Source organism: Gemmatimonadaceae bacterium (assembly GCA_020851035.1).
In the GTDB taxonomy this organism is placed as follows: Bacteria; Gemmatimonadota; Gemmatimonadetes; order Gemmatimonadales; family Gemmatimonadaceae; genus JACMLX01.
The window spans coordinates 209,261-232,207 of the sequence record JADZDM010000021.1; the positions used below are offsets into that span (position 1 = coordinate 209,261).

24 protein-coding genes are annotated in these 22,947 nt (G+C 71.6%); 6 read left to right on the forward strand and 18 right to left on the reverse strand.

Annotated elements, in window-relative coordinates; translation table 11 throughout:
- Window positions 1–6 precede the first annotated feature (6 nt).
- The 5 genes from IT355_13710 to IT355_13730 all read right to left on the reverse strand — a co-directional run bounded on the left by IT355_13710 (window position 7) and on the right by IT355_13730 (window position 6,429).
- Window positions 7–1,422: a hypothetical protein gene (locus IT355_13710; protein MCC7054318.1), complete on the reverse strand. Its 1,416-nt coding sequence runs from the start codon at window positions 1,420–1,422 to the stop codon at window positions 7–9.
- Window positions 1,422–2,720 (reverse strand): YcaO-like family protein, encoded by a 1,299-nt coding sequence (locus IT355_13715; protein ID MCC7054319.1) that lies wholly within the window; start codon window positions 2,718–2,720, stop codon window positions 1,422–1,424. The genes IT355_13710 and IT355_13715 overlap by 1 nt, the downstream gene beginning before the upstream one ends.
- Window positions 2,717–4,069: a YcaO-like family protein gene (locus IT355_13720; GenBank protein ID MCC7054320.1), complete on the reverse strand. Its 1,353-nt coding sequence runs from the start codon at window positions 4,067–4,069 to the stop codon at window positions 2,717–2,719. Before IT355_13720 ends, IT355_13715 begins: the two co-directional genes overlap by 4 nt.
- On the reverse strand, window positions 4,066–6,012 hold the full coding sequence (gene asnB, locus IT355_13725; GenBank protein MCC7054321.1) for an asparagine synthase (glutamine-hydrolyzing): 1,947 nt from the start codon (window positions 6,010–6,012) through the stop codon (window positions 4,066–4,068). The genes IT355_13720 and asnB overlap by 4 nt, the downstream gene beginning before the upstream one ends.
- 135 nt (window positions 6,013–6,147) lie before the next feature.
- The gene (locus IT355_13730; protein MCC7054322.1) at window positions 6,148–6,429 is read right to left on the reverse strand and encodes a Nif11-like leader peptide family RiPP precursor; all 282 of its coding nucleotides are present in this window, start codon (window positions 6,427–6,429) and stop codon (window positions 6,148–6,150) included.
- Window positions 6,430–6,995: 566 nt separating this feature from the next.
- Here IT355_13730 and IT355_13735 point away from each other — a divergent pair.
- Together IT355_13735 and IT355_13740 are read left to right on the forward strand one after the other, a co-directional pair.
- Window positions 6,996–7,196, forward strand: a complete 201-nt coding sequence (locus tag IT355_13735; protein MCC7054323.1) for a hypothetical protein — start codon at window positions 6,996–6,998, stop codon at window positions 7,194–7,196.
- 374 nt (window positions 7,197–7,570) lie between these two features.
- Entirely contained in the window at window positions 7,571–8,056 is a 486-nt protein-coding gene (locus IT355_13740) for a hypothetical protein (GenBank protein ID MCC7054324.1), read from the forward strand.
- A gap of 39 nt (window positions 8,057–8,095) precedes the next feature.
- On the opposite strand, the gene IT355_13745 is transcribed toward IT355_13740, so the two are convergent.
- The 5 genes from IT355_13745 to IT355_13765 all read right to left on the reverse strand — a co-directional run bounded on the left by IT355_13745 (window position 8,096) and on the right by IT355_13765 (window position 12,926).
- The gene (locus IT355_13745) at window positions 8,096–8,554 is read right to left on the reverse strand and encodes a hypothetical protein (protein ID MCC7054325.1); all 459 of its coding nucleotides are present in this window, start codon (window positions 8,552–8,554) and stop codon (window positions 8,096–8,098) included.
- A 186-nt stretch (window positions 8,555–8,740) separates the two neighbouring features.
- Window positions 8,741–9,184: a thioredoxin gene (trxA, locus tag IT355_13750; GenBank protein MCC7054326.1), complete on the reverse strand. Its 444-nt coding sequence runs from the start codon at window positions 9,182–9,184 to the stop codon at window positions 8,741–8,743.
- 131 nt (window positions 9,185–9,315) lie between these two features.
- Window positions 9,316–9,825 carry a hypothetical protein gene (locus tag IT355_13755; protein ID MCC7054327.1) on the reverse strand — a complete coding sequence of 170 codons (510 nt, stop codon included), beginning with the start codon at window positions 9,823–9,825 and terminating at the stop codon, window positions 9,316–9,318.
- Window positions 9,826–9,924: 99 nt separating this feature from the next.
- Complete coding sequence (locus IT355_13760; GenBank protein MCC7054328.1) at window positions 9,925–11,340, reverse strand: TldD/PmbA family protein; 1,416 nt, start codon at window positions 11,338–11,340, stop codon at window positions 9,925–9,927.
- On the reverse strand, window positions 11,340–12,926 hold the full coding sequence (locus IT355_13765) for a TldD/PmbA family protein (protein MCC7054329.1): 1,587 nt from the start codon (window positions 12,924–12,926) through the stop codon (window positions 11,340–11,342). The genes IT355_13760 and IT355_13765 overlap by 1 nt, the downstream gene beginning before the upstream one ends.
- A gap of 139 nt (window positions 12,927–13,065) precedes the next feature.
- On the opposite strand from IT355_13765, the gene IT355_13770 reads away from it, so the two are divergent.
- The 4 genes from IT355_13770 (at window position 13,066) to IT355_13785 (ending at window position 15,621) form a co-directional block, all read left to right on the forward strand.
- Complete coding sequence (locus tag IT355_13770) at window positions 13,066–13,500, forward strand: hypothetical protein (GenBank protein MCC7054330.1); 435 nt, start codon at window positions 13,066–13,068, stop codon at window positions 13,498–13,500.
- A 182-nt stretch (window positions 13,501–13,682) separates the two neighbouring features.
- The gene (locus tag IT355_13775; protein ID MCC7054331.1) at window positions 13,683–14,501 is read left to right on the forward strand and encodes a copper chaperone PCu(A)C; all 819 of its coding nucleotides are present in this window, start codon (window positions 13,683–13,685) and stop codon (window positions 14,499–14,501) included.
- The gene (locus IT355_13780) at window positions 14,498–14,980 is read left to right on the forward strand and encodes a copper chaperone PCu(A)C (GenBank protein ID MCC7054332.1); all 483 of its coding nucleotides are present in this window, start codon (window positions 14,498–14,500) and stop codon (window positions 14,978–14,980) included. The genes IT355_13775 and IT355_13780 overlap by 4 nt, the downstream gene beginning before the upstream one ends.
- Entirely contained in the window at window positions 14,977–15,621 is a 645-nt protein-coding gene (locus IT355_13785) for an SCO family protein (protein ID MCC7054333.1), read from the forward strand. Before IT355_13780 ends, IT355_13785 begins: the two co-directional genes overlap by 4 nt.
- Window positions 15,622–15,713: 92 nt before the next feature.
- Here the strand turns inward: IT355_13785 and IT355_13790 are convergent, their stop codons facing one another.
- The 8 genes from IT355_13790 to IT355_13825 form a co-directional block, all read right to left on the reverse strand.
- Window positions 15,714–16,586 carry a cytochrome c gene (locus IT355_13790; protein MCC7054334.1) on the reverse strand — a complete coding sequence of 291 codons (873 nt, stop codon included), beginning with the start codon at window positions 16,584–16,586 and terminating at the stop codon, window positions 15,714–15,716.
- A 6-nt stretch (window positions 16,587–16,592) separates the two neighbouring features.
- On the reverse strand, window positions 16,593–17,093 hold the full coding sequence (locus tag IT355_13795; protein ID MCC7054335.1) for a ubiquinol-cytochrome c reductase iron-sulfur subunit: 501 nt from the start codon (window positions 17,091–17,093) through the stop codon (window positions 16,593–16,595).
- Between the two features lie 13 nt (window positions 17,094–17,106).
- On the reverse strand, window positions 17,107–18,435 hold the full coding sequence (locus tag IT355_13800; GenBank protein MCC7054336.1) for a cytochrome b N-terminal domain-containing protein: 1,329 nt from the start codon (window positions 18,433–18,435) through the stop codon (window positions 17,107–17,109).
- Window positions 18,422–20,239, reverse strand: coding sequence for an FAD-dependent oxidoreductase (locus tag IT355_13805; protein MCC7054337.1), 1,818 nt, complete (start codon window positions 20,237–20,239; stop codon window positions 18,422–18,424). Before IT355_13805 ends, IT355_13800 begins: the two co-directional genes overlap by 14 nt.
- Window positions 20,236–20,463, reverse strand: coding sequence for a hypothetical protein (locus IT355_13810; protein ID MCC7054338.1), 228 nt, complete (start codon window positions 20,461–20,463; stop codon window positions 20,236–20,238). Before IT355_13810 ends, IT355_13805 begins: the two co-directional genes overlap by 4 nt.
- Before the next feature lie 73 nt (window positions 20,464–20,536).
- A complete protein-coding gene (locus IT355_13815; GenBank protein MCC7054339.1) occupies window positions 20,537–21,076 on the reverse strand; it encodes a DUF3365 domain-containing protein in 540 nt (179 codons plus the stop codon).
- A gap of 132 nt (window positions 21,077–21,208) precedes the next feature.
- Window positions 21,209–21,388: a hypothetical protein gene (locus IT355_13820; GenBank protein ID MCC7054340.1), complete on the reverse strand. Its 180-nt coding sequence runs from the start codon at window positions 21,386–21,388 to the stop codon at window positions 21,209–21,211.
- A 3-nt stretch (window positions 21,389–21,391) separates the two neighbouring features.
- Entirely contained in the window at window positions 21,392–22,849 is a 1,458-nt protein-coding gene (locus IT355_13825) for an FAD-dependent oxidoreductase (protein ID MCC7054341.1), read from the reverse strand.
- Window positions 22,850–22,947: the final 98 nt, after the last annotated feature.

The window sequence follows — 22,947 nt, forward strand, 5'->3', positions numbered from 1 at the left end:
GGGGCCTCAGGCGGGCTGCGCCGCGGTCCCGTGCATGCTCTCCGTGGCGAGGTCCTTCACGAACTGCCGGGCCAGCCGGGCCCGCAGCAGCTCGATGCGCAGGTCGCCGGACGAGTGGAACCCGGCATCGTCGGCCCACGTCTTGTACGGCGCGTCCATGCGGCACGGCGTGGCGCGGAGGTGCTCGATGACGAGGTCGCGGGTGCGCAGCTCGTTGTAGCTCGTCTCCGTGAACAGCTGGTGGTGGTCGGCCAGGATCTGCTCCTGCTGCGCCGCCATCGCCTTCATCCGGGCGTAGTCGCCGCGCAGCCGCAGTTCATCCAGCACGATGCGGGTGGTGCGCTCCATGAACTTCCGGGTCGTGAGCCAGCGGTGCAGCACGCGCGTGGTGGCCAGCTCGCGCATCAGCGCGGTGAACTCCCGCCGGTCCACGTCGTTCGCCTCGCACCAGGCATCGAGGGCGGCCTGCGAGGTGAGGCGGCGGGCGAGCCGGAAGCGGGACTCGGCCTCGGCGACGTCGGCATCGGTGGCCGTGATCTCCAGCTCCTCCGCGAGCACGCCGACCAGCGCCCGGTTCATCGCCTGCTCGTTCAGCGCGTTGTAGTCGGGATGGTGGAGCGCGGCGTAATCACCCACGGCCGCCAGCGGCACGAGCGTCTCGCCATGCGCCACCTGGCGGTCGCGCTGGTACAGCGCCTCGAAGAGGTGCGACCGGTTGAACTCGAACTCCGGCCGCGCGGCGGCGGTCGTGTCCGCCGACGGATCCGCCGGCAGCGCCCGCAACTGGCGCAGCAGCGCGAGCGCGTCATCGCGCTTCAGGTCCAGCGCACCGGTCGCAACGAACTGCCGCGCGGCATCGATCACGTCGGGCGCCACACCGGCGGCGGTCGCGTCCCGCCAGAGCCGCGCCCAGGTCCGCTCGGGGAAGAAGGCGGACTTGGCCAGCGCGATGAGCCGGTCCCGATCGGCACCATCGATCCTGCCGGCGGCGCAGGCCGCCGCGAGGGTGGCCCGGATGTTGACCATCGGCACCGAGAACGCGCGGTAGCCCGTCTCGTCGCGCCCATGCGACAGCGCCACCTCGTCATCGTCGGTGAGGGTGCCGTCGGCGAACATGTCGTAGATCCGCCCCACGCCGATCATGCCGAAGGGTGCCACTTCCGCCGCGCGCAGCGCCCCCATGCTGCTGGCGCCGTACACCGGGATGCCACGGTCGATGGCGTAGAGCAGTTCCTTGTGCCAGACGGAGAGCGACTGGCCGAACTCGCCGTCGATGAGGGCGATGGCGCGGGGGCGGTGCACGCGCACCGCCGTGATGATGTCCGCCTGGCGTGCCGGCGGCAGGAACACGGCGTCGAGTTCGGCCATGGCATCGCGCAGCGGCAGCGAGGGGCCGAGGAAGACGACGATGGGTGATGTCATCACTGCACCTCGCGCAGGAAGGCCTTGGCGCGGGCGCCAGGCGCATAGGAATCGAACATGTAGCCCTCGAGGCCGGGGGCGGCGACGCGCAGCGCCGAGACGTCCATGCCGGGCGGCGTGAGGTCGACGGCGAGGACCTGCGTGATGCCGACCGCTGCCAGCCGGGCGAGCAGTACGCCCACGTCGCCCTCGAAGGTGGGCGTGGCCGCGGACGCGCGCGTCCGGGCATCGACGGTCTCCGGGATCGCGCGCATGCGTGCCAGTGCGTCCTCGTGGTCGCTCTGCCGCAGCCGCAGGTAGTGGTGGCGGTAGAAGTCGTCGCGCGAGCCGGCGATGAAGATCAGCCGGGCCTGCACCGCCTCGGTGAGGGCCCGCACCATCGCGATCCCGGGATCGAGGTGTGCGCCGTAGCCACGGTAGATGCCGATGTGGCGCGTGCGCTCGTCGAACAGGTAGGCCATGTACACCGGCACGTCGGTGTCGACGGTGCAGTCGAACAGCACCGCCGCCACCCCCGCATGCCGGAAGCGCGCCAGCAGGTCACACACCGCCGGGTGCGTGATGGTGTCCAGCCGCACGCGCGGGATCGCCCGGGCGCACACATCCCAGGCGTGCCGCTGGCACGCGACGGCGTCACGCTCGATCAGCTCGAGGATCCCGCCATTGAGCGCCTCGAGGAAGTTGTTGCCGGCGGAGAGCCCGTTGGAGCCGGTCTTGAAGGGATTGTCATGCCCCTTCGACGTGGCCTCGGAATCCATCGTGACCAGCAGTGACGGCACGGCGACATCGCGCTGCGCCGCCACGTCCCACGCGTGCGTCCAGCGGAGGGGCCAGGTCGGCCGCAGGATGGCGCGCTTGGAGAGCGGCAGTGCGCTGAACGGGATCGTGACCTGCTCGGCCGAGACCTCCTCCCACGAGCCCGTGAACTCGGGGAAGCTGGGGGCCTCCACACCGTACCGCTCGATGCACTCCATGCCGGCCGACACCATCGCGGCCGCGAGGGTGAACCCCTTGCCGGCATCCACCGAGAGGTTGGGACTGTTCGGCCGCACCGACAGCACGGTGGGGATGCCGATGCGATCGAGCCCGGTAATGTTCGCGAGCCGCGTGAGGCCGAGGCGCCGGAAGTACGGCCGGATGATCGCGAGCGTCTCCTCCGGCGCGCGCACGCGTTGCGTGCCCTCGAAGAACTCCTTCCGCGCGGTGTGCACCGCCCCGCGGAACCGGATCGGCGGCGCGGCGGTCGGGGTGGCTGGCGTCACGCCCGGGTCGGCGCGCAGCAGGGCAGTGGCGGTCATGCGGGTCTCGCGAGTGGAAGGAGCGGCGCAGCCGGGTCCGCCGCCGCCCGCGCGGCGAAGGCACGGACGCGGGCGCCGGGCTGGTAATGGGCGTGAAACGGGTAGCCATCGAGGCCGGGCACGACGACGCGCGCCACCGGCACGCCGATCTCCTCGTGGGTGAGGTCCACGAGCACGGCCTGCGCGAGTCCCGCAGCCCGCAGCCGCTCCAGCAGCAGGTGCACGTCGCCCTCGAAGCTGTCGGTGGCCGCGGACCCGACCCGGGCGGCCACCGTCGCCGGCGCCGCCTCGAGCTGCCGGATCGACTCCGCCCCGTCGTTCGCGCGGTGTGCCAGGTGCTGGTGCCGGAAGAAGTCGTCGCGGGAGCCGGCGATGTAGATCAGGCGTGACTGCGCGGCCTCGGTCATCGCGCGCAGCATCGCGACCGACGGATCCAGGTGCGCGCCGTACCCGCCGTAGATGCCGACGTGGCGGTCGCGCCGGTCGTAGAGCGTGGCGACGTACACCGGCACGCCCGTGTCCGCGGTGACGTCGTAGAGCACGATGCCCGTGCGCGCCGCCTCCAGCCGGTCGAGGAGCGCGAGCACGTGGGGATCGGTCACCGTGCCGAGGTCGACCTTCGGATACGGACGTCCCGTGAGTTGCCGCACGCTGCAGTGGCAGGCGATCGCATCACGCTCGACCAGCTCGAGCAGCGCCGCGCAGGTGGCCTCCAGCAGGTGGTTGCCCGCCGCGAGGCCGTTGCTGCTCACGGGGAACGCGCCGAGGCGGCTGCCCCGCGCCGGCGGATGGGCGAGCATCGACACCGACGCCCACGGCACCGGCACCGCCTCCTGCCCCATCAGGTCCCAGCCGTCCACCCAGCACTCCGCGATCGCGGGCGAGAAGTGCGCATTGCGGATGAGGGGCAGCCGGTCGAGCGGCAGCACCGGGCCGCGGTCCGCGAGCGCACGCCACGATGCGGTGGTGACCGGCAGGCGCAGGTTCTCGGCGTGGTGCAGCTCGAGGCCCTCCATCGCCCCGGAGACCGTGGCCGCCATCAGCGACATTCCCTTGCCGGAGGCATTGGAGAGCGTCGGGCTGTTGGGCCGGTAGGCCAGCACCGTGTGCAGGCCGATGCGATCCAGCCCCGTGACGTCGGCCAGCCGCGTGATGCCCGCGGACGGCAGGTGCGGGCGGATGCGCTCGAAGGTCTCCGCCGGCGACACCGTGCGATGCGTGCCGTCGCGCTGGCCCTTGGCGGCCCGCAACCGCTCACCACGCACGCGGACCGGCGGCGTGCGGCCACCGTCCTGTGCCGGGGATGCGGGCTCGATCGTGGTCGCCGTGGCGACGGGCATCATGATCATGCGGCCTGGGTCGGTGCCATCGGAAGGGTGAACGAGGCGAGCGCCGCATCGTCGAGCGCATGCGAGAGCGCGAGGACCTGGAAGAAGCGCCACGCCGCCAGGGGCGACAGGCGCGCGACGGCGGCGGGATTGGTGCGCAGTCCCGCCGTCGCGAGCATGCCGGCCGATGCATCCCAGAGCGCCGCCGTGCCGGCCGCCAGCGGCGGCATCGACGAGTGCGGCGCCCAGTAGCCGGTCTTCGTCGTCTCCCAGCGCAGCGGCGCGTGCAGCGCCGGCTGCATCACGCGCAGCGGATACTTCGCGTAGCCGTCGTGGTAGAGGAACGCGGGGTCGAGGTGTCCGCAGAGGTCGACCAAAGCCGGATCGACGAAGGGCACACGGCTCTCGATCGAGAACCACATCGCGAGGCGGTCCTCCTGGCGGAGGAGGTGCGGGAGCTCGCGCACCGTGAGCTGCTGCCGTCGCGTGCCGGCCCAGTCGAGCGCATCGTTGAGGAAGTACTGCACCGGATCCGACCGCACGACCTCGCGTGGATCGAGGCCAAGCGCGGCGCAGGCACCGCCGTCGAAGGTGCCCATCCACGCGCGGCGCGAGTGGTACATGGCCTGCGCGGCCGCGGTGACCGACGGCGCCATCGGCTCACGGGCGGCGCAGGCGGCACGCCAGGTCGCCGCCGCCTCCGGCCCGTCGCGCCGGGCGATCGCATCGGCCAGTGGCGGCACGAACCAGGCGTACGCCGAGAGCGCCTCGTCGCCTCCCTGGCCATTCAGCAGCACGCTCACGCCATGCTCGCCGGCAATCCGGCGCAGCAGCAGGTACTGGTTGATCGGGCCCCAGGTGTGGTTCGGGGTCTCGCACGCCGTGATCATGTCGGCCACGTCCCGCATCGCCACGGTCGTGGGCGACGTGAGCAGGTGATGGCGGACGCCGCAGCTGCGCGCGGCCTGGACGGCGAGGCGCACGTCGCGCGACTCCGCGGCACCGACGGTGAAGCACTGCAGTGCGCCATCGCCGACCATGCGCGAGGCCGCATAGGCGATGTTGGCCGAGTCGAGGCCGCCGCTCAGGCAGACGCCGACTTCACGGGAGCTGCGGAGGTGCAGGCGGACAGACTCCTCGAAGCGGTCGCGCAGCGGCTCGATCCGGTCGATGGTGGCGTCGGCGATGTCGATGTCCGCCAGGGTGTGGAAGCGGTGGACACTGGTGCCGTCGGGCCGGACCTGCATCACGGTCCCCGGTTCGAGCTCCTGCACGCCGGTGAAGCAGGTCGCGGTGGGGCCGGGCCGGTTCACGCCGGCGGCGAGGAAGGCGCGCAGGGCGCCGGGGTCCCAGGCCCGCGGCACGAGTCCCGACGCGTGGATGCCGCGCAACTCGGAGGCCACCACCACCCCACTGCCGTCGGCGAGGCGCGCGACGTGCAGCGGCTTGATCCCGAACGGATCGCGCGCGAGCCAGAGGGTGTCGTCCTGCGCGTCGTAGAGTGCGAACGCGAACATGCCGCGCAGCCGTGCCAGCGACCCCACGCCGTGCCGCACCCAGAGCGCGAGCAGCACCTCGGTGTCGGAGTGCGTGGTGCAGTGGACGCCGTCGCGCGCCAGGTCCGCGCGCAGCTCGGGGAAGTTGTAGATCTCGCCGTTGTAGGTCAGCCACCAGCGGCCGGACGGGTCACGCATCGGCTGCCGGGCGGCGTCATCGGGGTCCTGGATGGCGAGCAGGTTGTGGCCCATGCCGAAGCGCATGCCGTGGGCCGGTGCGGGCCAGGTGGCATGCACCGGGCCGGTCCAGTGCGTGCGGGCGGCGCCGGTCGGTGCGGCGGGCTCGTCATCCCAGACAGCGAGGCCGGCGCCATCGGGGCCGCGATGCTGCTGCGCGGCCACCATGCGATGCAGGCGGGCGGGGGCAGTCAGCGCATTCCACGACCAGATCACCGAGATCCCGCACATCGCTGCCCCCTGCCTGTCGGAATGTCGTGCCGGTGGTGCGTGCCTCGCGCCACCGGAGCTGCAGGGCGGGGTCACGGCGCCCCGGCACCATCGCGTTGCCGCGATCGTGCCGAAGCGCCGTCCCGACCCGGAACGTCAGGCCGCGCCGGCCGCTGCGGCAGCACCCACGACCGCTGCCGTCGCGCCGACCCATTCCACGACGCGGCCACCGGCGACCGCCTCGAGTTCGGCATCGGAGAGCTCGGCACCGAACTCCGGTGCCGCCGCCTGCACGTCCTCCTCGGTGAAGCCGCCGTAGCCGGCCGCCTCGATCACCTTGCGCTTCGCCTCGGGCGTCGGCGCCGTCGTTACGGCCTGCCGGAACGTGGCATCCTCGCTGAGACGCGTCATGAAGGCCTTCGCATTCTCGATCGCCATGGTGTTGTCCTCGTGGACAGAAGGTGGTGCGCCGTCCACACCGGGTGGGGATGTGGCACGGGCGCGGTCCGGATCGTGTGCATCGCGGACGCGGCGCACAGCGGTCGGACGCGCCAACGTAAGCGTGCAGTTTTGCGCGTGTCAAATGGTATGGTTGCGAAACGTGCCGAAGCGTGCGCGACCGCAGAAACCCTTGTGGCATAAGGGAAATCTCACAGTCGTCGTGGCGGTGAAGCCCACGTCTATCAATAGATTTCGAGCTCCAGAGATAGAGCCCCGGCTCTATCGCCGGCGCGCGGCCGGGTTCGCTCGCGGCGCGCGCGGCAGCCGTGGCGTCGCACCGCGTGGCGCGTGCGAACGCGCGTGCGGATGCGCGCGCACACCGCGTGCGGGCACGCGGCAGCGCGTCCCGCGGGCATGGGCACACGCACGGCGCGGATCTTGCCACCCTCTCTTCAATTCGCACCGCGCGACCGTTGCCCACGCTCGCGTCCGTCGCCCCGGGCGGCAGTTCCGCCTCGCGCATCGCGGCGCCCGCCGACCATCCCCCGTCCAGGATCGCCCGCATGGCACAGCCGTCTTCCACCGACCGCGCGACCCCTCCCGCACCGCGGCGTCCGGCCTACATCCCCCTCGGCGCGGCCGCCGGCCTTGCCATCGGCGCGGGGCTGGGCGTCGTCTTCCACATGATCCCGGTGCTCATGCCCGCCGGCGTCGCGATCGGCGCCGGCGTCGGCGTGCTGCTCACGCGACGCGGACGCGACTGACACAAGGCGTCGGCGCCCCGCAGTCTGGGGCGCCGCCCGTAGGACTCAGAGTCAGAGCCCTCCAGTCTGGGGCTCCATCCGTAGGAGGACTCAGAGTCACGGTCCTCGTGACCGCGCAGGCAATCGGTGCCAACACCGGAGCCGCGTCACTGCCATGCGCCGGACTCGGAGTCATCGCGCAGCAGTCGTGACTTCGTCGCGCGGTCACCGCGACCGCACCATGCGCGTGGCACGGATCCGCGCCGCTGCGCACCCCCGTTCACGATCCCCGTCCCCTCGAACCAGCCGCCCCGGCCACCGCCCCCAACGCGGACAGGATTCAAGTGTATATGAATATAGGCATCTGCGAATATCCTGCTCCACGGGGACCCACCATGTCACTCCGCATCCGCGCCGCCCTGCTGCTGCTCCCGGCCATCACGGCGTGCAGCAGCGCGACCACCACGCTCGAACCCGCCACCTCGACGCTGAACCCCGAGGTGGCCGCCGCTGTCACGGCCGCCCTGCAGGACGAGTATCACGCCGGGCAGGTCTACCGGCGTGTGTTGTCCGACTTCGGCGCCGTGCTCCCGTTCGCCAACATCGTGACGGCGGAGCAGCGGCACGCCACCGCCCTCGCCGGCACGCTCACCACGCACGGGATCGCGGTGCCCGCCAGCGCGTGGACCGCCGCCAACGTGCCTGGCTTCGCGTCGGTGCCGGACGCCTGCGCCGCCGCCGCGACCGCCGAAGTCTCGAACATCGCCCTCTACGACACGCTGCTGGCGCTGGACCTGCCCGACGACGTGCGGATCGTCTTCACGAACAACCGGCGCGCCTCGCTCGAGGGGCACCTGCCGGCCTTCACCCGGTGCCAGTGACCCGGCGACACCTCGCCGCGACGACGCACGCCCACCGCGTCAGTGCGTCGCCTGCGTCGGGGCCGCCACCGCCTGCTCGGCTGTGATCCGCAGCGTGTCCTCCTGGTGCGTCTCGCTGCGGTCGTCGGCGCCGAGGATGCCCAGGTCGTTCAGCACGAGCCCGAAGGCGTCCGGCATCATCGCCGGCCAGCGCACGATGCCGTCGAGCCGGATGAGCGGGTGCGGCGTGCGCTCGCGACCCGCGAAGTGCCGCCGGGCCCAGAGCTCGTAGAAGAACATCACGATTCCGCCCTGCAGGGCGAAGAACATCCAGGTCGTGATGGCGTCGCGCAGCGGCAGGTCGAAGAGCATCCAGGCCAGCACCAGGTAGCTCAGCACCATCCCCATCGTTCCCATGCCGCGTCGCAGCGCCGCGTTGAGCACCACCGACACGGTCGTCCAGAGCAGGACGCCGAAGAGCACGATGGCCCACATGATGTTGATGTGGAAGTACGTCATCTCGGCCGCCTGGTTGGGGAGGATTGCGACCGCAGTATGGGGTGCGGTACCACGCGGCGCCACGGCCCGCGCGGCGGTCACGACCGGTCCGACCTTGTTCCCTCGCGGGCCCGCCCCCCACTCGGCGGGCGACAGGCCCGGGGCCGGGCCGGGGGCGCCTCCGCGAGCGTGCCGCCCGCCCCCTCCCTACCGCCGGAGCAGGTCCTCGAGCACCGGCATCGGCGCCGCGCCGACCTGGCGCGCCACCTCGCGGCCATCCCGCAGCACGGCGATGGTCGGGATGCTGCGGATGGCGAACCGGGACGCCACCTGCGGGTTGCGGTCGGTGTCCACCTTCACCACCAGCGCCTGTCGCGCCTGCCGCCGCGCCAGCTCGGCGAACACCGGTGCCATCATCTTGCACGGCCCGCACCACTCGGCGAAGAAGTCCACGATCACCGGGACGGCCGACGAGGCCGTCACCCGGTCGAAGTTCGCATCGGTGAGCGTGAGCGGGGTGTCCAGCGCGAGCGCGGCGTGGCAGGACCCGCAGGTCGGCCGCGCGTCAGCGCGCGCGAAGTCCACGCGGTTCAGCGTGCCGCACGACGCACACGGCAGGATGGCGGTGCGACGCGCACCCGTCTCAGGCATGGTCGATCCGGGGAATGAGGGAGCTGGGAGTGATGTCCTCGTCCGGACATTGCCGGGCAGGGACCACGACACGATACACCGTGCGCACCCCAACGCACCCGCGTCCGCACCCCGGATTGCCGCGCCAGGCCTCAGCCGCCACCCGGTCGCACCACCGGACGCAGGTTGCGGGCGAAGATCGCCCCGCCACCATCCATCACCTGCGGCGACGCGATGAAGTTGATCTCGAGCGGGTAGCCATCGGTCGGGTCGAACCGCACGATGATGTCGTCCAGGAAGTCGTCCGGCTCCCGGTCGAGCGCGGCGAACAGCCCGTCCACGGTCAGGTGGGACGACCACCGTTCCGCCGGCACCGTGGTGCCACCCTGGTCGACAACCCCCACCACCACCCCATCGATCACGGTGATGGTGTTCCACTGCGAGACCTCCGGCGGGCAGAAGCAGGACTGCAGCACCTCGTACCGGTACGCATTCCGAGCCGCGCTGTGGTGCCATCGATCACGCGCGATCGCGAGCGCGCGGATCTCGCCCGGCGACAGCGGATCCCCGTGGCCGGCGCATCCGGCCACGAGCAGTGTCACTGCAAGGACTGCACGCTGGGCGAGACGGGACACCGTCATGAGCCGGGACCGGGTGGGCATGGTGCGAGGCGCCCCCGTGATGCGGCGCGCCAACCGCCTCGCATACCCCGTGGCCGCGCCGCCGGTCACGCCAGCCCACCCCGCACCGACGAGCGCACCCTACACCGCGTCCGACAGGCTCGTGAAGTTGAAGTCCTTCGCCCGCAGCGACGGCATCACCCGCCCCGCGCCCACCGGTTCGGCACGCCCGATCTCCTCGATCTTGCTCAGGAGGAAGAGCGGACTCTCGTTCCAGCGGAAGTTCTTCACCGCCGCGGTGATCTTCCCGTTCTCGATCAGGAACGTGCCGTCGCGCGTGAGCCCGGTCAGCATCACCGTGCGCTGGTCGAGTGGACGGATGTAGAAGAAGTGCGTGACGAGGATGCCGCGCTTGGTGCCCGCGATCAGCTCGGCCGTGGTCTGCGTGCCACCGACGAACTTCACCGCACCACCACCGAACCCGCCGCCGCCCCCACCGCCGAATCCCCCGCCGCCTCCCGTGGGCGCCTTGCCCTGCTTCTGCGCCCAGAAGCGATCATACGCGAATTCCTTCAGGATGCCGTTCTCGATGTACGTCACCCGCCGCACCGGCGTGCCGTCAGCCGCGAACGGCTGCGCGAGCAGGTCGGCGTCGGCGGGATCGGAGTACATCGTCACGCGCTCGTCGGCGATCTTCTCACCGAGCTTGGTGCCGCCACCCGACTTGCTGAAGGTGCCGCGGCCCTCATCATTGGCGCGGGCGTTGAAGGTGCCGAGCAGGCTGCCCATGATGTCGGCCACGGCGGCGGGTTCGAGCACGACGGTGTAGAGGCCCGGCTCGATCGCGCGCGGGTTGCGGCTGGCGGCGGCCTTCTGCGCGGCCGTGCGCCCGAGCGCGGCGGCATCGATGCGGCTCCAGTCCCGCGCGCCGGCGTTGGACCACCCCGACCCCGTGCCATCCGGCGTGCGCGCCGTGATGCCCAGGTTCGCGCTGGTGGCGCGATGGTACGCGAAGAGCCCGCGACTGGTGGCCACCGCGCTGGCACCGGCGTTCGCCTCCAGGAAGCCGGCGACGAAGATGTTGCTGCCGGCGCCACCGGCCGCCTCGGAGGCCTCGATCGCACTTTTCGTGGCCGCCGCCCGCCGCTCGGGATCCAGGCCCGCCGTGGTGTCGAAGTAGCCGTTGACGGCGGCGTACTCCTGCGGACCGAGCTCCGGCACGATCTCCGGATTCTCGGGGCTGAGCCGCGCCAGCGATTCCGCCGACTCGACCGTGCGCCGCAGGCTCGCGTCGTCGAGGATGTTGGTCTGCGCACTGGCACGACGCCGGCCGACGGTGGACGTGACCGTGACCGTGGTGTTGGTGCTGCCGCCACTGGTGGTGATCTCGTTGCCGGCGAAGCGGGTGTTGCCGGTCCAGCCGCTGGCGATGTTCACGCGGGTCTCGTCGGCCTTGGCGAAGGCGAGCACGCGGTCGGCCAGCGCCTTCGCCTGGTCGCGGGTCAGGAACTCCCCGTCGAGTGGTGCCGTGAAGAGGGACTTCGGTGCGCCGCGCATCAGCCTTCCCTCCCCGTGTTCACCACGTTCACGCCGCGGAAGCGCGCCGGCGGGCAGCCGTGGCTCACGGAGTTCGATTGCGCCGGCTGGCCCTTCCCGTCCCCGAACGACCCGCCGAGATAGTAGGAGTCCTTGCCGCCGATCATGTCCATCGAGTTCCAGAACACCGGCGTCGTGGACTGGTACGCCACGTCCTTCAGCATGCCGGTGATCTTGCCGCCACGCACCTCGTAGTACGCCTGGCCGGAGAACTGGAAGTTGTAGCGCTGGTGGTCGATGGACCACGAGCCGCGGTTCCGGATCACGATGCCGCGATCGGTGGCGGCGATGATGTCGTTGAGCGAACGGTTCTGCTCCCCCGGCAACAGCGAGATGTTCGGCATCCGCTGGAACTGCACCGAGTCCCAGGAGTCGGCGAACGAGCAGCCGTGCGACCGGGTCACGCCAGTGAGCCGGCTGATGGTGCCGGCCTGCTCCCGCGTGGTCTGGTAGTCCGTGAAGATGCCCTTGTCGACGATCTTCCACGCATCGGCAGCGACCCCTTCATCATCCCACGCACAGCGCGCCAGCGACCCTTCCTGCGTGCGGTCGCCCTGGATGGTCATGAGCGGGCGTCCGTACTTGAGCTTCCCGATCTGCGCCTCGGGCGGGGCGATGAACGACGTGCCGGCGTAGTTGGCCTCGTACCCGAGCGCGCGATCGAGCTCGGTGGGATGTCCGATCGACTCGTGGATCGTGAGCCAGAGGTTCTCCGGCGTGATGATCAGGTCGTAGCGTCCCGGCTCCACCGACCGTGCGCCGAGTTTCTCGACCGCGAGGGCCGCCCACTTCGCCGCGTTGCCCGGCATGTTCAGTGACTCGACGTATTCCCAGCCCTCGCCGCGCGGTGCGAGCTCCTCGCCGTACTGCTGGAAGCCGCCGTTGCCCACCGCGGTGGCCGAGAATGACGGGCCGACGCGGATGAAGGTCTGGGTGGTCTGCGTGCCTTCGGAGTTCGCGTACTGCTTGATCTCGCGGAGGAGCTGCAGCCCCGAGTTCACGAAGCGGATGCCGGGCACCTTGAGGGCGGCGTCGTTGGCCGCGAGGAGCATGGCAACCTTGTCCTCGATGGCGACCTCGAGCGGATCACGGCGCACCGGCGTCTGCCAGGTGCCCTTCACCACCGGCGTCGGCGCCAGTTCGACGCGGCGCCTCTGGACCGAGCTGGCGGCCCGCGACAGGCGCGCGGCCTCCCGCGCCACCTTCACCACGCCATCGGTCGTCATCACGCTGGTGGATGCGAAGCCCCACGCCCCGTTCACGATGGTGCGGATGCCCATGCCGTACGACTCGGAGTCGGAGACGCCGGTGATCTGCCGTTCGCGGGTGCCGATGTTCTGGCTGCGATAGCGGCCGATGCGCACGTCGGCGTAGCTGGCACCCGCCGCCCGCGCGGCGCCCAGTGCGGCCGCCATGAGCTCGTCAGCCTCGGTCTCGCGCCAGCGGGCCGGCGGGCGCGCGGCGCCATGGACACTCTCGGGAGCGGCGATGGCGAGCGCCGTCGCGGCGGCGCTCGTCTTCAGGAAGTCTCGGCGGTTGTACGGCATGGGGCCTCTGGCGGGGGGACGCGTCGCAGTTCCGGCTCCGGAGAATACTCCGCGCCCCGGGCGCCCGTTGGGTGTCCGCCGCCGCGCGAGGGGGAACACCCGATGTATCACGGCACGGTTTCGAGGGTACCTTGCAGGCATGTTCCGCCGGTCGGTTCTGCAGGCTGCGCTCTCCACCGCGCTGGGTGTCTGGACGGTGCTCTCCGGCGCTGTGTCCGCCGCCGCCGCGCCGTGCGCGATGCATGGCGGCGCGCCGGCTGACGGGGGCACCGGCCGGCACCCGGCCGCGCACGGGATGATGACGGCGGCGCATCACGCGGCGGCGGGCGACCGGGACGAGGCCACCGACACCCGCGCCCCGGACGACCGCCCCGACGCGGCACACCGCTGCACCTGTGCCGGCGACTGCTGCGGCGTGATCGCGGTGGCTCCGACGACCGCAGCGCCCGCCTTGGCGCGGGTGACGGTGACGGAGGTGCCCGTCGTCACACCGCTGGCGGTGGCGCCGCCTCTCGCATCGCGCGACCGCCTGCTGCCGTTCGCGAACGGGCCGCCCGTCACGCGCAGCCCCTGACCGTCGCCCGTCGTGCCGTCGCCGATGCCATCCGCATCGCCGCTGCGCACGCCGGATCGATCCGCGCCGACACACGGCACGGACGACGCATTCCACCGCCATCCCGCCGGCAGCCCGCTGCCGTCGCGTGTGCCATCGGCCCCGTGGAATGACGGCCCGTCGTTCTCTGTCTCCGGTACCCGATGTCCGTCCCTCGCGCCTGCCTCAGCCTCACGCTGGTTCACCTCGCCGGTGCCTGCGCCGCGCCACCACCGCCGCTGGCCGTGGAGCGCGCCGTACTCACGCGTCCCACCGCGTCGGTGCCCGCCGCGCTCTACTTCACCGTGCGCAACACCGGCGCGCAGCCGGTGGCGGTGTCGGAGGTGCAGGTGCACGGCGCGTTCAGCACGTCGCTCCTGACGCCGACCGCACACCGCGCGCCGGCGATCGGGACGGCGCCGTCGTCGACGCCACTGTACGAGGCCATCGATTCGGTGGGCGTGCCGGCGGGAGCGTCGGTGCGGTTCGCTCCGGGGGGCTATTTCGTCTCCGTCGGCAAGCTGCGGCGTCCGCTGGCGCGTGGTGACACGGTGCAGCTCTCGCTGCGCATCACCACCGGTGCGGTGCTGCCTGCCACGGCGCGCGTGCTCGACTACGCGGACCTGGACACGGCGCTGGTGGCGAATGCGGCTGGCGTCGCGCACGTGGCCACGGCGGCATCGGTGGCCGGCGGCCGCGCGCTCTACCGCGAGAACGGCTGCGGCAGCTGTCACGGGCCGGAGGGTCACGGTGACGGTCCCGTCGCCGCGACGCTCGCGCCACCGCCGCGTGACTTCCGGCGCGCGGGTGACTTCCGCACCGAGGGCGACGAGGCCACGATCACCCAGCTCCTCGCCACCGGCATCCCGAACGGCGGCCAGATGCCGCTGTACGCACACCTCTCCACCACCGAGCGACGCTCGCTCGCCCTGTACGTCCTGTCGCTTCGTCAACCACTGCCACCACGGGAATCCAGTCCATGACCACGCACCACACCATCATGCGCCGCTCGATGCGCGCGCTCGCACTCGTCACCACGCTGTCGGCCGTCTCCGCGGGCGCGCTGTCGGCGCAGGCCACACCGGCCGCCGCCGTCACCGCCACCGGCGCCTGGGTGCGCGAGGCGCCCGCCGGTCGCAAGGTCACCGCGATCTTCCTCACCGCACAGAACACCTCCGGCACCGCCCGCTCGATCGTGAGCGGTTCCACCGACGTGAGCGACACGCTCGAACTGCACGAGATGAAGCGCGAGAACGGCATGATGCGCATGTCGCCGGTGTCGTCGATCGTGGTGCCGGCGAACGGGAAGGCCGAACTCCGCCCCGGCGGGCTGCACCTGATGCTGTTCGGGCTGAAGCGCCCGCTGGTGGCGGGGGACTCGGTGCACGTGACGCTGACGCTCGACAGCGGCGCCCGGGTCTCGTTCGTCGCGCCGGTCCGCGCCATGGGCAGCATGCCATGACCGGCGCGCCGCGACGGGGGACCCGCCGCGTCCCGCTGGTCACTGTTCTTGCAGCCACCGCCATGATGGCGGCCGGCTGCAAGGCCAGGGATGCCGCGCCAACGCCAGCGGCGGCGGCGGCGGCGGTGGCGGTGGCGGTGGCGGCCGGTGGTGACTTCACCCTCACCGACCACAACGCGCAACGATTCGCGCTGCAGTCGCTGCGCGGCACGGTGGTGATGATCTTCTTCGGCTACAGCACCTGCCCCGACGTCTGCCCGACGACGCTCTCGAAGCTCTCGCGGGTGACGAAGCGGCTCGGTCCGCAGCAGGGGAAGGTGAAGACGCTCTACATCACCGTGGACCCCGACCGCGACACGCCGGCGGCATTGAAGGCCGATCTGGCCCTGTTCGACCTCGACGCGCTCGGCCTCACCGGCACGCGCCAGGAGATCGACACGGTGGTGGCGCAGTACGGGGCGTCCTACGAGATCGTGCCGACGCCGCAGTCGGCCGGCAAGTACTCGGTGTCGCACTCCACCACGCTGTACGTGCTGGATGCGAAGGGCGTGCTGCGTCGCTCGTTCCCGTACGAAGCCACGGTGGACGAGATCGTGCAGGGGCTGGAGCCGCTGATCGCCGAGGCGGGGGCCGGCCGGTAACGCCGCGGCGATCCCGGCGCGGGGTGCAGTCACCGACCTGTCCCCTCCGGAGGTCAAGATCTCCGTCCCCTTGAAGTTCGTCCCCTCGAACTTCAGCGCGGCGGCGGCGTTGCCTCGCGCATCCACGCCACCAGCGCCCGGATCGCCGTCTCGTCCAGTGCGCCGCCCTGCTTCGTCGAGAACGCCCCCATCGCGGTGCCGGGCACGCCGTGCGTGATCTTCCGGTACGCCAGGTCCGGCTCCGCGACGAGTGGCGCGCGCATCGGACGCAGCACCGGCGCGATCGCCGTCCCCTCGCCACGCACGCCGTGGCACATCGCGCACCGTGTGGCATACACCTCGGCCACGCCGGCCGACGCCAGCACGGTCGGTGCGAGACTGTCGCGACCGCGCCCGGGCGCGTCGTCGTTCCCGGCCTGTCCGCGCCGCTCCCCGCGGCCTTCCCCGCCGCCCGACTTCCCCGCGTGGGCTGCGGCGACGCTGCGCGGCGGTGCCAGCGCCCCCGTGAACCACCCCGACACGCTCGGCGCGCCTGCCTCCAGCGAGCGCAGGTACGCCGCCAGCCGCGCGATCTCCTGCGCCGTGAACGGGCCACCGAGGTCGATGTCGTACGCCGACATCACCGACCCGGGGATGCCGCCGCTGATGAGCCAGTGCAGCTGCCGGTCCGAGACCGAGCCGAGGAACTCACGTGCCGCAAGCGTGGGCGACCCACGGCCGCCGCGGGCCTCGTCGCCATGACACGACGCGCAGTGTTGTGCGAACATCGTGCGCCCGAGACGGACGTTCGCGCGCGCCATCTCCTCCTGCGCCCGCGCACGACGCGCCGGCTCCCCGAGGTTGTAGACAGGGAAGGCCAGGATCAGCGCCAGCATGCAGAGCAGCCCGGCCACGTGCCAGCGGTCGAGCGCGCGTGCGTCGTCCGGCGAGTCGAGCGGGCGCGGTGCGCGGTGCGTCACGGGCATCGATCGTCAGTCCGCGGGTTCCGTGGTGCAGCGCGGCCCACGCGCACGCCCGTCGAACTTCCGCGAGCCAAGCGGTGCCCCTTCCTCGAGGACGGCGGTGTTCACCAGCAGCCGTCCGTCCGTCACCTGCAGCGGATGGCGATCCATGCCGCGCGGCGATGGCCCGCTGATCCACTCGCCGGCGGCATTGAACACCGAGCCGTGACAGGGGCACTCGAACTGCCCGGACGACTCGCAGAACGGCACCGCGCATCCCAGGTGCGGACACTTCTGCGAGATCGCATGCAGCTCGCCGCCGGTGCGGGTGATGAACAGCCGCCCCTGGCGCACGAAGGTGGCCGAGCCCTCGGGGTACGCATCGGGTTCGAGCAACGGCAGCACACCGCCGCCCCCCGCCGACGCCAGCGGCTTGAGTGCCACGAACGACGTCCATCCGGCGGCGGCGATCAGCAGCCCACCACCCACGGTCCACCCGGCTTCCAGCAGGTCACGACGGGTCTGGTCCATCAGGCGCTCCCGCTCACGGTTCGAAGTAGAGGTGTTCCCACGGCAGCACGAACGCCCAGCCCGGGCCACGGAAGAAGGCGCCGATGATCGTCAGCACCACCAAGCCGAGGAAGACCGCCCAGAAAAGCACCAGCGCGACCTTCCGGTCCGCCGGACGGCGCGACGGGTTGCGATCGACGTACGGCAGCGCCACCAGCGCGGCGACCAGTGCACCCGGCGCGAGCACGCCGGCCACCAGCGGATCGAAGTGCGCGAGCAGCTCCTGCAGCCCCACGAAGTACCACGGCGCCTTCGACGGCTCGGGGGTGAGGTTCGGGTTCGCGATGTCGCGCAGCGGCGCCTCGAACGCGATGCCGAGCGCCAGTACCAGCGCGCAGACCGCCAGCGCGATGACCTGGTGCCGGATGATCAGCGCCGGCCACGAGAACACCTCGTCGTCGGGGTCGCGGCTGCGGCCGGGCACCTCGTCGACGTGCACGACACCCAGCACGCGGCGGCTGTCGTCCAGCCGTGCCACGCCATCCGCCTGCTCCGCGGCGGGCAGCGCGATCCGGTCGTCCACGCGGGCGGTGACATCGTGCGCCACACCGGTATCACCGACCACCAGCCCGTCCTTCCGGATGCGCCACAGGTGCACGGCCATCAGCAGCGCGAACGCCACCGTCAGCACGGCCACGTGAATGACGTAGAAGCGCAGCAGCGCCGCCTGCCCGATGGTCTCGCCACCGAGGAGGAAGTCGCGGAGCACGTTGCCCACACCGGGCGCGTACTTCACGAGGCCCGACCCGACCGTGACGGCCCAGTAGGCCAGCTGGTCCCATGGCAGCAGGTAGCCGGTGAACGAATAGGCGAGCGTGACCACCAGCAGGCCCACGCCGATCACCCAGTTGAACTGGCGCGGCGCCTTGTAGCCCCCATGGACGAACACCCGCACCAGGTGCAGCACCACCGCCAGCACCATCAGGTGCGCACCCCAGCGATGCACGTTGCGGATGAGCTGCCCGAATCCCACCTGCGCGCGCAACTGCTGCATGTCGCCGTACGCCATGCTCACGGCCGGCGTGTAGAAGAACATGAGGTACAGGCCGGTGATGAACAGCAGCGCGAACAGCACGCTGGAGATGAACCCGAGCCGCCAGGTGGACCGGAAGCGCAGCAGGCCGCGGGGAATCCGGACGGGATAGATGTGAAGGAACACGTTCCCGAACGCATGCAGCGCGCGGCCACTCGGCGAGTCCGACCCCGGCGTGCGCACGACGGACCGGTAGAGGGTGCTCCCCCGCAGCCGCGCCATCAGGCCGCGGCGCGGCACCGGAGGCCGATCCGTCTCAGTGGCTGGCATGTACGGTTCCGGGCTGGATGGCGGTGGCGGACGGTGCCGGCGCGACCAGCACCGGCGCCAGCGTGAAGTGCAACGCATCCGTGGGGCAGCGATGCACGCAGAGCCCGCACCGGATGCATGTATCATCGTCGAACACCATCGCGAGCGTGCCCGGCGCACGGGGCAGCAGCGCCAGCGATGCCTGCGGACAGACGTCCACGCAGAGGGCACACGCGATGCACCGCTCCGGAGCAAACTGCATGTGCTCATCACACCGAAGGCACCGCGACGCCTCATGTCGCGCGGCAGCGTCGGTCAGCGCGCATTCCACTTCCGCCGTCGCGCTCCGTCGGGACGCGGGCAGGACGGTCGACGCGATGCGCGGCTCCGCCGCGTAGCCGCTCCAGAACCGTGTGCTGCTGCGCATGGGTGGCGCCGTGCAGACGGCGGGTGGCACGGTGGCGGTGCCGTCGGCTGCTCCCAGCGCACGCACGATGGTCGCGGCGGCGCGCTGACCGGCGGCGACGGCATCGATCAGGTCACGCGGACCGGTCGCGACGTCACCGGCGGCCCACACCTTCGGGTGCGTCGACCGCCCGCCGGCATCCACGGCGATGCCACCCCACGGCGTGCGCACCAGGCCGTCCGTGCCGGCGAGGAAGTCGGTGTCCGACTGCTGGCCGATGGCCAGCACCACGGTGCCGGCGGCGATGGACTCGGCCCGCGTGGGATCCAGGGTGGGATTGAAGCGGCCATCGGCGTCACGAAGCGAGAGGACCGGCGCCACCTCGACACCGGTGACAGCGGTTGTCCCCAGGATGCGGAGCACGCCGAAGCCGTCGCGCAGCGTGACCCCTTCCGCCACCGCCTCGTGCAGCTCCTCGTCCGGCACCGAGAGATCGGCGCGCCGTTCCTGTGCCACCAGCGTGACGGTCCCCCCGCCGCCACGCACTGCGCTCCGCGCGACATCGACCACGGTCTGCCCGTCGTACGCCGTCGTCGTCTGCGCCCGCCATGCGCTGCGGGCGGCATCGAAGGCCACGCTGCCGCCGCCGATCACGACCAGGGCCCCGCTGGCGTCGTCACCCTCCAAGGCGCCATCCGTCGCCGGCTGCCCGTTGTGGCGACGCAGGTAGTCCACCGCGCGCACCACACCCGGCAACTCGGCGCCTGGCACGGCCATCGTCCGTCCCTGCTGACAGCCCACCGTCACCAGCACGGCGTCGTGCTGCGCCAGCAGCTCGGCGAACACCACGTCACGTCCCACGACACATCCGAGCCGGATCTCGATGCCGAGCGCCGCGATGGCGCCGATCTCGGCGTCCAGCACCGGGCGGGGGAGCCGGAAGGCGGGGATGCCGAAGCGCATCATCCCGCCGGCGGCCGGCATCGCCTCGAAGACGGTGACGGCGAGCCCCGAGCGCCGGAGGTCGTGCGCTGCGGCCAGGCCGGCCGGCCCCGCACCGATGATGGCGACGGAGCCATGGGTGGCCGCGGGCAGCACCCCGATGGCATGCTGCCACCGCGACTGCGCACCCTGCTCCGCGCCATGGGCGTCGCAGAGCACCCGCTTGAGCGCGCGGATCGAGACCGCAGCATCCACCACGCCGCGGCGGCAGGCGCGCTCGCACGGCGCCGAGCAGACGCGTCCGCAGACGGAGGCGAACGGGTTGAACCGGCGCGCGACGTCGTATGCATCGGCAATGCGGCCTTCGTCGAGCAGCGCCACGTAGGCCGAGGCGTCGGTGCCCACGGGGCAGGCCGCGCGGCACGGTGCAGGCGAGCCGGTCGCGATGTCCGCCGCGGCGCTGCGGGGGGCAATCATGCCGTGTTGCCCGGGCGTGCCGTCGCGCGCCAGCCCGCCACGCACGATGCACCGAACACGAGCGCGATCCATGCCGTCGCCATCCACACGCGAACGCCGCGTGCGGGCGCCGTGAGGCCCGTCAGGATCCAGTGCGGCACGAAGAGAAAGGCCAGCGCGAGCACGGCGAACGCGCCCGCGCCGACACCGGCGGCGCGCATCCAGGACAGGCGGGACTGGTGCATGCGATGGCGTTTCGACTCGCCGGGATGAAGAACCAGAGACTGGACCGCGGGGGTGCGGAAATCGCGCCGGTCTCTACGGCGCTGCCGGGATGAAGACGCTGTACGCGCCGCGGAGGTCGCCGACCTTGAACCCGAACGCACGGTCCTGCGGGTAGTTCGCGGCAATGAACGCCGGTCGCGAGGCCAGCGCACCATGGCAGAGCAGGCACGACGACTCGACCGTGATGCGCCGCAGGTATCGCACCCCGGGCCGGCCATTCATGGTGGTGTTCAGCAGCACTGCGCGCAGCGCCGAGTCCGTCTCGAACCGCTGCATCTGTGCTACAGCCTCGGGATCTGCAGCGTTGGCGGGGTTGCGGTTCTTCACCGCCACCTGGCGTGCGGTCCAGCCGTTGGTCACGGCGGCCTGTTGCATGGCCATGCCGACCGGCTTGCAGACCCGGCCAAACGCCTCGAGGTCGGCCGGTGCACCGGACTGGGCGAATGTCGCTGCGAGGGTCGAGCGCATCGCATCGAGGCGGTCCATCTCGGCGACGGCCTTGCCCAGCGTCTCGGCACCCTGGGCGTGCAGCAACGAAGGAATGAGCAGGAGCGCGGTGACAGTCAGGCGCATCGGTATTCTCTCCGGGAAGGAAGGAGGGCACACTCCGTGATCCGCACGCGTCATCGCGGAGTGTGACCGCGGTCGGCGGGATCGCCAGTCAGGGATTCTCACTACGGGTTTTGACGCATGCGCTGGTTGGGATCAGTGGTTACCCTTGAGCACCATGCGCATGATCCTGAGGTTGAGGATCACGAAGCGCACGGCCTGTCCCAGCAGGCTCTGACGAGCCCGGATGGTCTCTGCCGTCGGCAACGGCGCAGCCGCAATGGCGCGATCCGCATCGAGCAGGCCGGCATCATCCGGCGGTGTGGGTGACGACATGGGCTACTCCGGGATGAACTGCCAGCCGGGCAGGGCTTTCGCCTTGTAGATGAACAGGTGATGCAGCATCAGCTTGAGCCAGTGTCCGGCGAGGCCGATCTCGCCGATGGTGTCCTTCACGCTCCGGCCCGTGCCCGGGTACGCCTGGTAGTCCGGCACCACGGGATACATCGTCATCGCGGCCGCCGACCCGTCGCGGAATCCGGCGCCGGCGGACGCCACGCAGGCCGCCCCCATGTTCGCCATCGACGCGGTGTGCGCCGCCACGGCGCTCCCGCGCTGGATGCGATCCACGATCGTGAGTGCCACCGTCTTGCCCATCACGCCCGACGGCATGCCGGTGCGCGGCGGCGCGGGCGCGATGACGGTGCCGTTCGGGCTCTTGCGTGGCCGCGAGATCTGGTGCGGCGGCGCGAAGGCGATGCCGGCGGCGAAGACGTTCGCGTAGCCGGGGCTCTGGTAGGTGGCCGGCCAGTCTGCGGCGCGCCACGCGTCGTACGGACGCGCCGTGTAGTCGGCGTCCACCTTCATGAAGCCGCTCGGGGCGAACAGCGACGCCGTGATGTCGGCGCCGGCCCGATCGTACGCCACCAGGTCGGCCCCGCGGAACGGGGGGAGCAGCATCGCGAAGTCGAAGCCCTGCGTGTGGCGCGTGCCGTCGAGCTGCTCGTAGTGCACCACCCCGTCCTCCACCCGCTCCACGTGCGCGCCGAGGATGGCGCGGATGCCGCGCTCACGGAAGAGGGACTCCGTCCAGAGCTTGCTGGTGGTGTGGAAGCCCTGCTGCACGAAGGTCATGCCGTCCACGCCGAAATCGCCGAGCTCGAACTCGTTGGTGAGGTAGACGATGTCGGCCATGTCACGCACGCCGGCCTGCCGCAGTTCGTGGTCGACGTTGAAGACGTACTCGAACGCCGCGCCCTCGCAGGTGCAACCGCCGTGGCCCATGCCGACCACCAGGGTCTGGCGCTGGCCCCGGCGCATGCGCGCGATGGCGGTGGCGAGTGCTGCAGCCGCGTGCACCGCGTGGTCTGCGGTGCAGACCGAGAGGGAGTGCCCCTCGGGCCCGAGCCCCGGCGTCGCCGCGAAGTTGAGGCGGGGCCCGGTGGCGTTGACCAGGTAGTCGTAGCGGAGCGTCGCCCGGGTGCCGGCGCGGGCCGCGTCGGTGTACTCGATCTCGACCGCGCCGGTGGGGTCCGCGGCATCACCTTCCGGCCGCACCGCCACCGCCTTCGCCTGGTGGAGCGTGATGCCCTTGCGCCGGTAGATCGGCGCCAGCGGAAACACCACCTGCTCCGCTGTCATCCGCCCGACCCCGACCCAGATGTTGGACGGGATCCAGTTCCAGCGGGAGTTCGGCGTGACCACGACCACCTCGTGCTCCCGGCCCAGCTTGCGGCGCAGGTGGAGCGCGGCGGTGTGGCCGGCGACGCCGGCGCCCAGCACGATGACCCTTGCCATGCCAACCTCCCTCGCGGAACCCCGCGCTGCCCTGCCCCGTGCCGGGCGGCCCCGCCGCCGCGACCCCCCGCTGCCGTCCGGGCCGCCTGCCCGACTGC